This window comes from Ideonella sp. B508-1 (assembly GCF_000333615.1).
Lineage (GTDB): Bacteria > Pseudomonadota > Gammaproteobacteria > Burkholderiales > Burkholderiaceae_C > Ideonella.
In genome coordinates this window covers 1-10575 of sequence record NZ_BADL01000361.1, presented here as the reverse complement: position 1 = coordinate 10575, position 10575 = coordinate 1, and the positions used below count along the sequence as shown (strand labels likewise).

At 66.3% G+C, this 10575-nt stretch carries 9 protein-coding genes; 2 read left to right on the top strand and 7 right to left on the bottom strand.

The features are described from left to right. Positions 1-1343: replicative DNA helicase (dnaB, locus tag I73_RS15295; RefSeq protein WP_022981415.1), on the top strand; the 1343-nt coding region annotated here is incomplete at its 5' end. Positions 1344-1440: 97 nt separating this feature from the next. After that, positions 1441-2544: a PA0069 family radical SAM protein gene (locus tag I73_RS15290; protein ID WP_234409521.1), complete on the top strand. Its 1104-nt coding sequence runs from the start codon at positions 1441-1443 to the stop codon at positions 2542-2544. A 100-nt stretch (positions 2545-2644) separates the two neighbouring features. Here I73_RS15290 and dnaJ read toward each other — a convergent pair whose 3' ends face one another. The 7 genes from dnaJ to rpoD all read right to left on the bottom strand — a co-directional run. After that, a complete protein-coding gene (gene dnaJ, locus I73_RS15285) occupies positions 2645-3790 on the bottom strand; it encodes a molecular chaperone DnaJ (protein ID WP_022981413.1) in 1146 nt (381 codons plus the stop codon). A 110-nt stretch (positions 3791-3900) separates the two neighbouring features. Further along, positions 3901-5838, bottom strand: coding sequence for a molecular chaperone DnaK (dnaK, locus tag I73_RS15280; RefSeq protein WP_022981412.1), 1938 nt, complete (start codon positions 5836-5838; stop codon positions 3901-3903). Positions 5839-5933: 95 nt separating this feature from the next. Next, a complete protein-coding gene (gene grpE / locus I73_RS15275; protein WP_022981411.1) occupies positions 5934-6452 on the bottom strand; it encodes a nucleotide exchange factor GrpE in 519 nt (172 codons plus the stop codon). An 81-nt stretch (positions 6453-6533) separates the two neighbouring features. Then, entirely contained in the window at positions 6534-6965 is a 432-nt protein-coding gene (locus I73_RS15270) for an RNA-binding S4 domain-containing protein (protein ID WP_022981410.1), read from the bottom strand. A gap of 30 nt (positions 6966-6995) precedes the next feature. Continuing rightward, on the bottom strand, positions 6996-8090 hold the full coding sequence (gene hemH / locus I73_RS15265) for a ferrochelatase (protein WP_022981409.1): 1095 nt from the start codon (positions 8088-8090) through the stop codon (positions 6996-6998). A gap of 41 nt (positions 8091-8131) precedes the next feature. Next, entirely contained in the window at positions 8132-9079 is a 948-nt protein-coding gene (locus tag I73_RS15260; RefSeq protein ID WP_022981408.1) for an adenylate/guanylate cyclase domain-containing protein, read from the bottom strand. A 45-nt stretch (positions 9080-9124) separates the two neighbouring features. After that, a partial coding sequence (gene rpoD, locus I73_RS15255) for an RNA polymerase sigma factor RpoD (RefSeq protein WP_022981407.1) occupies positions 9125-10575 on the bottom strand: 1451 nt, incomplete at its 5' end.

The following is a 10575-nucleotide window of genomic DNA, read 5'->3' as shown; positions in this document are numbered from 1 at the left end:
CGCCGCACTCGAACGAGGCTGAGCAGAGCGTGCTGGGTGGCCTGCTGCTGGACAACGGCGCCTGGGACCGCGCGGCCGATGTGCTGGGCGAAGGGGACTTCTACCGCTACGAGCACCGCATGATCTTCGGTGCCATCGGCACCCTGATCGGGGCGAGCAAGCCGGCCGACGTGATCACGGTCTTCGAGCAGCTGCAGGCCCTGGGCAAGGCCGAGGAGTGCGGGGGGCTGAACTACCTGAACGCCTTGGCGCAGAGCGTGCCCAGCGCGGCCAACATGCGCCGTTACGCCGAGATCGTGCGCGAGCGGGCGGTGCTGCGCAAGCTGATCGCGGTGTCCGACGAGGTGGCCACCCAGGCCTTCAACCCGCAGGGCAAGGCGGCCTCGGCCATCCTGGATGAGGCTGAGACCAAGATCTTCAAGATCGCGGAAGAGGGGCAACGGACCAAGGTCGGCTTCCACAGCATGGACAAGCTGGTCATGGACCTGATCGACCGGGTCACCGAGCTGGCTGAGAACGGCGCCGAGGAGGTGACCGGGGTGCGTACCGGCTTCTACGACATGGACCGTATGACTGCGGGCCTGCAGGGCGGCGACCTGATCGTCCTGGCGGCCCGCCCCTCCATGGGCAAGACCGCCTTCGCGCTGAACATCGCCGAGAACGTGGCGGTCAACGAGGGCCTGCCGGTGGTGGTGTTCTCGATGGAAATGGGTGCGAACCAGCTGGCGCTGCGTCTGGTGGGTTCGCTGGGGCGCATCGACCAGCAGCACCTGCGCACCGGCGCGCTGAAGGACGATGAATGGGCCCGCCTGACCGAGGCGGTGGACCGCCTGTCCAAGGCCGCGGTGTTCATCGACGAGACGCCTGGCCTGAACCCGGCGGAACTGCGGGCCCGGGCGCGGCGCCAGGCCCGCCAATGCGGCAAGCTGGGCCTGATCGTCATCGACTACCTGCAGCTCATGACCGGCAGCAATGCGTCGTCGGGCGAGAACCGGGCCACCGAACTGTCGGAGATCTCCCGAAGCCTGAAGGCCCTGGCCAAGGAGCTGCACTGCCCGGTGATCGCGCTGTCCCAGCTCAACCGCAGCGTGGAAACGCGCACCGACAAGCGGCCGATGATGTCCGATCTGCGCGAATCCGGCGCCATCGAGCAGGACGCGGACGTGATCATGTTCATCTACCGCGACGAGTACTACAACAAGGAATCCAAGGAACCGGGCGTGGCCGAGATCATCATCGGCAAGCAGCGTAACGGTCCGGTCGGCACGGTCAAGCTGGCCTTCCTGAAGCAGTCGACCAAGTTCGACAACCTGGCGCCCGAAGCCAACTACGGCGAGTACTGAAGCCCCTTCGCCTCAGGGGGGGGATTGTGGGAGTAGAGGTACTGTATGAAAATACAGTATGTCTTCCACCCGTTCCTCACCTCCGGCTGCCGCGCCTGTGGGCCAGAAGGGCCGGGGCACGGTCTGGCGCATCCAGCCGCGCTTTGATGGGCAGACCCGCCAGGAGGCCGACGATGGCTGGGGCGGGCTCGAAGACGACCGTCTGCGGAGCGAGGAAGCGGCAGCACCCGCCACCGTGGTCGTGGAGGAGCAGGTCCGTTCCATCCTCAGCCGCAACGACTCCCCCGATGTCGGGTTCGACCTGTCGATCAACCCGTACCGGGGCTGTGAGCACGGCTGCATCTACTGCTATGCCCGTCCCACGCACAGCTATCTGGGGCTGTCACCGGGGCTGGATTTCGAGACCCACATCGTGGGCAAGGTCAATGCCGCGCAGCGGTTGCGGCAGGCCCTGAGCAAGCCTGGGTATCGGCCGGTGGCGTTGAACATCGGCTCCGTGACCGATGCCTATCAGCCGGCAGAGCGGCAGCTGCGGATCACTCGCTCCCTCATCGAGGTGCTGGCAGAGTTTCGACACCCCTTCTCCATCATCACCAAGTCGGCCGGGATCATGCGCGACATCGACCTGCTGGCTCCTTTGGCGGCACAGGGGCTGGTGGCGGTCTATCTGTCGGTCACCACGATGGATCCGGCCCTGGCGCGGATCCTGGAGCCGCGCGCGGCCAGCCCGCTGAGGCGTCTGGAAGCCATGTCCGCGCTGACGCAGGCCGGCATTCCTGTGGGCGTGAGCGTCTCGCCCGTGATCCCCTTCCTCAACGAGCCTGACATCGAACGTGTCGTCGAGGCCGCTGCCGCTGCGGGTGCGAGTTCCGGCTTCAGCATTCCGCTGCGTTTGCCCTGGGAGGTCGCGCCGCTGTTCGAGCAATGGCTGGGCACCCATTTTCCCGAGCGCGCAGGCCGGGTCATGGCCCGGCTGCGCGACATGCGGGGGGGCAAGGTCAACGACGCCCGATTCGGGCATCGCATGCGCGGCGAAGGGGTCTGGGCCGACATGATGAGGCAGCGGTTCGCTGCCGCCTGCCGCCGCCATGGCTTGGTGCAGCAGCGCACGCCGCTGGATGACAGCCGCTTCGAGGCGCCGGCCAGGGCCTCGAAAGGGCAAGACGAAGCTGGTGCACCCACTCAGATCGCGCTGTTCTGATTTGGCAGGGGCCGTTTCCCCTGCTGCGGCTCGAAGAAAAAAGGGACACCCCAAAGGGTGTCCCTGACGGTGGGCAAAGCTCAGCGCGGAGTGTTGTACGTCACTTGAACAGGTCCTTGACCCGGTCCGTCCAACTCTTGCTGTTGGGGGAATGCTTGTCGCCGCCTTTCTTGAGCGATTCGTCCAGCTCCTTGAGCAGCTTGCGTTGGTGTTCGGTGAGCTTGACTGGTGTCTCCAGCGTGATGTGGCAGTACAGGTCGCCGGGGTAGGACGAGCGGATGCCCTTGATGCCCTTGCCCCGCAGGCGGAAGGTCTTGCCGTGCTGCGTGCCTTCCGGCAGCTCGATCTCCAGGGTGCTGGACAGGGTGGGCACCTCCACCGAACCGCCCAGCGCTGCCGTCGTGATCGGCACCGGGATGGTGCAGTGCAGGTCATCGCCGTCGCGCTCGAAGATGTCGTGCGGCTTGATGCGGATCTCGATGTAGAGATCCCCGGGGGGGCCGCCATTGCTGCCCGGCTCGCCGTTGCCGGCCGAGCGGATGCGCATGCCCTCGTTGATGCCCGCCGGGATCTTCACCTCCAGCGTCTTCTGGCGCTTGATCTTGCCGGCGCCGTTGCAACTGGTGCAGGGCTCGGGAATGATCTTCCCGGTGCCGTGGCAATGCGGGCAGGTCTGCTGCACGCTGAAGAAGCCCTGGCGCATGTGCACCGTGCCGGAACCACCGCAGGTGCCGCAGGTCTTGGACTTGGTGCCGGGCTTGGCACCGGTGCCGCCGCAGGTTTCGCAGCTGTCCCAGCTTGGCACGCGGATTTGCGTGTCCTTGCCGTTGGCGGCCTCTTCCAGCGTGATCTCCATCGCATAGCTGAGATCGTTGCCTCGGTAGACCTGCTGGCCTCCCCGACGACCAGCGCCACCCGCGCCACCGAAGATGTCGCCGAAGATGTCGCCAAAGGCCTCGGCGAAGCCGCCAAAGCCTTCCGCACCCGGGCCACCGCGGAAGCCGCCGGCATTGGGGTCCACCCCGGCGTGGCCGTACTGGTCGTAGGCCGCGCGCTTCTGCTCGTCGGAGAGGATCTCGTAGGCCTCCTTGGCCTCCTTGAACTTCTCTTCAGCGGCCTTGGCACCGTCTCCCTGATTGCGGTCAGGGTGGTGCTTCATGGCCAGCTTTCGGTAGGCCTTCTTGATCTCGTCCTCGGAGGCCCCTTTGGCCAGTCCCAGAACTTCGTAGTAATCACGCTTTGCCATGAACGGAACTCAACGCGTTGAAATGGAGACGCCGCACCGGAGCGCAGCAGCAAGCTGCGCGCCAGGCGCGGCGCGACATGAGGCCGGGCCGCTGTGCCCGACCGTGCCGATCACTTCTTGACTTCCTTGAACTCGGCGTCGACCACGTCGTCCGCATTGGCCTTGGGCGCTTCCGCACCCGGCTGGGCCCCGGCGGCATCGCCACCGGCGGCAGCCTGGGCCGCCTGCTGGTCGGCGTACATCTTTTCGCCCAGCTTCTGGCTGGCGGTCATCAGGGCTTCGGTCTTGGCTTCAATGGTGGCCTTGTCGTCGCTCTTGAGCGCTTCCTCGGCGTCCTTCAGAGCGGCCTCGATCTTCTCCTTCTCGCCAGCGTCCAGCTTGTCACCGTACTCGGCCAGGCTCTTCTTGACCGAGTGAACCATCGCATCCGCCTGGTTGCGGGCCTGGATGATCTCCAGCTTCTTGGCGTCCTCGGCGGCGTTGAGCTCGGCGTCCTTCACCATCTTCTGGATCTCATCCTCGGTCAGGCCCGAGTTCGCCTTGATGGTGATCTTGTTTTCCTTGCCCGTGCCCTTGTCCTTGGCGCTCACGTGCAGGATGCCGTTGGCGTCGATGTCGAAGGTCACCTCGATCTGGGGCAGGCCGCGCGGGGCCGGGGCGATGCCTTCCAGGTTGAACTCACCCAGGCTCTTGTTGGCCGAAGCCATCTCACGTTCGCCCTGGAACACCTTGATGGTCACGGCCGGCTGGTTGTCGTCGGCGGTCGAGAACACCTGCGAGAACTTGGTCGGGATCGTGGTGTTCTTCTTGATCATCTTGGTCATCACGCCGCCCAGGGTCTCGATGCCCAGGGACAGCGGGGTGACGTCCAGCAGCAGCACGTCCTTGCGCTCACCCGAGAGCACCTGGCCCTGGATGGCGGCGCCGACGGCCACGGCCTCGTCGGGGTTCACGTCCTTGCGCGGCTCCTTGCCGAAGAACTCCTTGACCTTGTCCTGCACCTTGGGCATGCGGGTCATGCCGCCGACCAGGATCACGTCGTCGATCTCGGAGACCTTCACGCCGGCATCCTTGATGGCGGTGCGGCAGGGCTCGATGGTGCGTTCGATCAGCTCCTCGACCAGGCTTTCCAGCTTGGCGCGGGTCAGCTTGACGTTCAGGTGCTTCGGACCGGTGGCATCGGCCGTGATGTACGGCAGGTTGACGTCGGTCTGCGAGGAGTTCGACAGCTCGATCTTGGCCTTCTCGGCGGCTTCCTTCAGACGCTGCAGGGCCAGCACGTCCTTGGTCAGGTCGACGCCGGATTCCTTCTTGAACTCGCCGATGATGTAGTCGATGATGCGTTGGTCGAAGTCTTCGCCACCCAGGAAGGTGTCGCCGTTGGTCGACAGCACTTCGAACTGCATTTCGCCATCGACGTCGGCGATCTCGATGATCGAGATGTCGAAGGTGCCGCCGCCCAGGTCATAGACGGCGATCTTGCGGTCGCCCTTGCCACCCTTGTCCAGGCCGAAGGCCAGGGCCGCGGCGGTGGGCTCGTTGATGATGCGCTTGACCTCCAGACCGGCGATGCGGCCGGCGTCCTTGGTGGCCTGGCGCTGGGCGTCATTGAAGTAGGCCGGCACCGTGATCACGGCTTCGGTCACGGCTTCGCCCAGGTAGTCCTCGGCGGTCTTCTTCATCTTGCGCAGCACTTCGGCGCTGACCTGCGGGGGCGCCATCTTCTTGCCGCGCACTTCCACCCAGGCGTCGCCGTTGTCGGCGGCCGCGATGGTGTAGGGCATCAGGTTGATGTCCTTCTGGACTTCCTTCTCGACGAACTTGCGGCCAATCAGTCGCTTGACGGCATACAGCGTGTTCTTCGGGTTGGTCACGGCCTGGCGCTTGGCCGAGGCGCCCACCAGCACCTCACCGTCTTCCTGGTAGGCGATGATGGACGGCGTGGTGCGCGCGCCCTCGGAGTTCTCGATCACCTTGGTCGAGTTGCCTTCCATGATGGCCACGCACGAGTTGGTGGTGCCCAGGTCGATGCCAATGATCTTGCCCATGTGTGTTTCTCCTGAATTCGTTTCCGGTTGACCGGCAATTGCGGGTGGCGGCCGGCATTTCAAGGCACCGGCGGCCGGGATTCTTGGGGTTTGCCTTACTTCGGCGCAGCCACCGTCACCAGGGCGGGGCGCAGCACGCGGTCGGCGATCAAGTAGCCCTTCTGCAGCACGGCGACGACCGTGTTGGCTTCCTGCTCGGCGGGCACCATGCTGATGGCCTGGTGCTGGTGCGGGTCGAAGCGGGTGCCGGCCGGCGGGTTCACCTCCAGCACCTTGTTGCGCTCCAGGGCCGAAGCCAGCTGGCGCAGGGTGGCGTGCACGCCTTCGAGCACCTTGTCTACCGGGGCATCCGGCATGGCGATGGCGGCCTCCAGGCTGTCCTTCACCGGCAGCAGGCTCTCGGCGAAGGATTCCACCGCGAACTTGCGGGCCTTGGAGATTTCCTCCTCGCTGCGGCGGCGGACGTTCTCGGCCTCGGCCTTGGCGCGCAGGTAAGCGTCCGACATCTCGGTGTGCTTGGCCTCCAGTTCGGCCAGCCGGGCCTCCGGAGAAGGCGCTTCCGGGGCGGCGGTGGCAGGGGCCTGGGGCTCGGGTGTCGTCTCGTTCGGGGTCATGGGTGGGTCTGAAAAGTTCAGGACTGCCCGCGACTTGGGGGTGCCCCAGGCCTTTTCAAGACCCTGCCGCCAGAAATATTTTCAGGCGGACTCGTCGTCCACGCTGGCGCTCCAGCGGTTCCAGTCGCTGAGCTGGCGCCGGTCGCGCTTGGTCGGCCGGCCCTGGGTGAGGGTCTGGGCGGGCTCCACGCCCTGGCGACGGGCCTCCCGGGCAGCTTCCCGGGCCGACAGGCTGCTGGCGGTTTCTTCGTAGAGCTGCTGGGCCACCGGTGCCGGCCCGCGCACCTGGCTGAGCCCCAGCACCCGCAGCTCGCGCGGTGGCATGCCGGGCTCGCGCAGCAGCAGGGTGTCGCCCGGGCGCAGCTCGCGGCCCGGTTTGGCGGCCTGGGCATTCACCTCCACCCGGTTCTTGCCGATGGCCTCGACCGCCAGCGCGCGTGTCTTGAAGAAGCGCGCCGCCCACAGCCACTTGTCCAGCCGCACGCCGGTCAGTTCGGCCCGCGGCTCAGCCATGATGCACCTCTGGCGCCAGCTGGTTCAGCTTCACTGCGCCGCCCCCAGGGCCAGGGCGCGCTGGCGGCTGGCCTCCCGCTCGGCGTCCGTGCGCGGGGTCAGCGTCCAGCCGGCCAGATGCTGCTCGACCACGGCCTGCAGGGCGGCCATGCCGTCGTCACTGTCGTTCAGGCAGGCCAGGTAGTGGAAGCTCTGGCCGCCCGCGGCCAGAAAGGCGGCACGCCCCTCCTGGGCAATCTCTTCCAGGGTCTCCAGGCAATCGGCCGAGAAGCCGGGGCAGACCACCTGCACATGCCGCTTGCCCTCGCGGGCCAGGGCCTCCAATGTCGGCTCGGTGGCCGGCTCCAGCCACTTGGCCTTGCCAAAGCGGCTCTGGAAGGTGACCCGCAGCCGCTCGCGCGGCCAGCTCAGGGCCTCGGCCAGCAGCCGGGCCGTCTTGTGGCACTGGCAGTGGTAGGGGTCGCCCAGGTGCAGGGTGCGCTCGGGCATGCCGTGGAAGCTGGTCACCAGCACGTCCGGCTCGCCCAGTGTGGCCCACTGGCGCCGGATGCTGCTGGCCAGGGCCTGGATGTAGGCGGGATCGTCATGGTACTGGCCGACAAAGCGCAGCTCGGGCACCCAGCGGCTGGCCTGGCCCCAGGCGGCCACGGCGTCAAAGGCACTGCCGGTGGTGGCGCCGGAATACTGTGGGTAGGCGGGCAGCACCAGGATGCGGCGTGCACCGGCGGCCGTCAGCCGCTCGAGGCCCTGATCCACCGAGGGCTGGCCGTAGCGCATCGCGGGCTCCACCAGCACCTGGCTGCCGGGATGTGCCTGGGCCAGCCGGGTCTGCAAGGCCGCCGCCTGCCGGCGGGTCCAGACCAGCAAGGGCGAGCCTTCGGGGGTCCAGACGGTGGCGTATTTGCGGGCCGACTTGGCCGGGCGCACCCGCAGGATGATGCCGTGGAGGATGGGCTTCCAGAGCAGTCTGGGGATCTCGACCACCCGCGGGTCGCTCAGAAACTGGGCCAGGTAGCGGCGCACGGCGTCGGCCGTGGGGGCGTCCGGGGTGCCGAGGTTGATCAGCAGGATGCCGATCGGCGCCGGCTGTCCGTGCTGGAAGGCGAGCGTGGGAGAGGTGCTCATGGTGGGGCGGTCGTCGGCCGTCCTGACGCAGGGCGGTCCGGTCAGTTGAACAGGGGCAGGGTCTCGATGCGCTCGGGGGGGTCGCTCAGCAGGTCGAAGGACACCACCGGGGCCGATGGGTCGTTGGGCGAGCCGCCCAGGCCGATCTGCCCGCGCCCATGCAACGTACAGCTGCCGCGACGCAGGCTGATCACCTCATCCTCGCCGGCAAAGCGCACGAAGGTGCCGTTGATGCTGAGGTCGGTGAGTTGCAGGGCGCCGCCCTGCAGTTCGATTCGGGCATGGCTGCGCGAGACACGGACGTCGTCAATGATCAGATGGGCCCCCGCCGCGCGGCCCAGGATCAGAGGCAGTTCGTCGCGGTGGTAGGTGTGGATGCCTCCGGCCCATACCAATTCCAGGCCCTGGACTTCGTTCGGGTCGCCTGCTTCCTCCAGCTGGGTGACCTGGGTGTCCGGGCCGGTCTGTCGGCTGAACTGGAAGATCTCCACCGGCTCACTGCGACCCCGCAGATGCACGCGGTCCAGCCGGCGAAATCGGGAGCGCGCCTCCCAGTCCAGTTCATCGTGGACATCGCGGCTGACCAGCAGTTCGCCATCGCCCGCGTGTTCCAGCAGGCGGGCGGCCACATTGACCGCATCGCCAAAACAGTCGCCACCCATTTCCACGACTTCCCCGGCGGTGATCGCCACCTGCAGGTGGGGCAGGCCGGTCCGGCCCTCATCCAGGGCGCGGGGCGGCAGGCGCTCGAGTTCTTCCTGCATTTGCACCGCGGCGACCACGGCATCCAGGCTGTTCGGAAAGACGGCCATCAAGCCATCACCCAGGGTTTTGACCAATTGACCACCGCAGGCCGGGATACAGCGCACCAGGGGGCGCATCAGTTCGGAGACCACCGAGCTGGCCTGGGCATTGCCCAGGGCCTCATACAGGGCCGTGCTGCCGCGGAAGTCGGCAAAAAGAACGGTGATGCGCTTGATGGTCGCCATGTGCCGGGCAGTTTAGCGCGCTGCCCGGCACCGTGCTGACGGGCGTCAGATGTTGTCGAGGTAGGTCCGCAGCTTGTCCGAGCGGCTCGGGTGCTTGAGCTTGCGGATGGCCTTGGCCTCGATCTGGCGGATGCGCTCGCGGGTCACGTCGAACTGTTTGCCCACTTCTTCCAGCGTGTGGTCGGTGGACATCTCGATGCCGAAGCGCATGCGCAGCACCTTGGCCTCGCGCGGGGTCAGGCTGTCCAGGATGTCCTTGACCACGTCGCGCAGGCCGGCCTGCATCGCGGCTTCCACCGGGGCCACGTTGTTCGTGTCCTCGATGAAGTCGCCCAGGTGGCTGTCGTCGTCGTCGCCGATCGGCGTTTCCATGGAGATCGGCTCCTTGGCGATCTTCATGATCTTGCGGATCTTGTCCTCGGGCATCTCCATCTTCTCGGCCAGCGTCGGGGCGTCCGGCTCATAGCCGAACTCCTGCAGGTGCTGGCGCGAGATGCGGTTCATCTTGTTGATCGTCTCGATCATGTGAACCGGGATGCGGATGGTGCGGGCCTGGTCGGCGATTGAGCGGGTGATGGCCTGACGGATCCACCAGGTGGCATAGGTCGAGAACTTGTAGCCGCGGCGGTATTCGAACTTGTCCACCGCCTTCATCAGACCGATGTTGCCTTCCTGGATCAGGTCCAGGAACTGCAGACCGCGGTTGGTGTACTTCTTGGCGATGGAGATCACGAGACGCAGGTTGGCCTCGATCATTTCCTTCTTGGCATCGCGCGAGGCCTTCTCGCCCTCGTTCATGCGCCGGTTGATCTCCTTGAGGTCCTCGATGGGCACCACGGCGCGGGCCTGCAGGTCGATCAGCTTCTGCTGCAGTTCCTGGATGGCGGGCAGGTTGCGGCCCAGCACGGCGCTGTAGGGCTTGCCGGCGGTGGCTTCCTTCTCGGACCACTTCAGGTTCAGCACATTGGGCGGGAAGGTCTTGATGAACAGCTCCTGCGGCATGCCGCACTTGTCCACCACGATCTTGCGGATCTCGCGCTCGTAGCGGCGCACGTCATCCACCTGCGAGCGCAGGATGTCGCAGAGCTTCTCGATGGTCTTGACCGTGAAGCGGATGGTCATCAGCTCGTCGCTGATGGCCTGCTGGGCCTTGTCGTAGGAGGCCGACTTGTAGCCTTCCTTCTCGAAGGCCTTGCGCATCTTGTCGAAGTGGGTGCGCAGGTGGCCGAACTTCTCCAGCGCCGCGAGCTTCAGCTCCTCGAGCTTCTTGGTCAGGGCCTTGGAGCCGCCGTTGCCATCGTCGTCGTCGTCTTCGTCGAACTCGTCGAAGTCTTCCTCGGCCACGTAGTCGTCGGCCTCGTCTTCGGCGACAAAGCCATCCACGGCTTCCGAGATCTGCATCTCGCCGGCCGCGATCTTGTCGGCCATGCCGAGAATTTCGGCGATGGTGGTGGGCAAGGCGGAAATGGCCAGCATCATGGCCTGCAGACCGCCTT